Raw genomic sequence first — 273 nt, 5'->3', positions numbered from 1 at the left:
CAGCCTGTCTACTTGGGCTAGTTCCACACCCTGGTCCCAGGTCAGCGTTTTGGTGATGTTGCGTATTTTGCCGGTAGACTCTCGATTAACTTATCGACAGTCGTGGCGGAATCATGCACATCAAGTTTGCGGATCATGGTGTAGCGAGTACTGCGTTCCACGCAGTTCACAAGGGACGTTGTGCCTCCTTGCCCGATGATGAGATCGCCTTCCCAATGTCCTGGAATAGCACGGTCTTCAACACTGGCAGGGCGCTTGCTGATGCGGTAGTCC

General features: G+C 53.8%; 1 pseudogene. It reads right to left on the bottom strand.

From position 1 onward, the window contains the following. Positions 1–41 precede the first annotated feature (41 nt). A pseudogene (locus HMPREF3056_RS13640) lies at positions 42–273 on the bottom strand (IS30 family transposase); the annotation flags it as partial.

Source organism: Corynebacterium sp. HMSC056F09, from assembly GCF_001815785.1.
In the GTDB taxonomy this organism is placed as follows: domain Bacteria; phylum Actinomycetota; class Actinomycetes; order Mycobacteriales; family Mycobacteriaceae; genus Corynebacterium; species Corynebacterium hiratae.
This window is presented reverse-complemented; position numbering and strand designations above follow the sequence as displayed.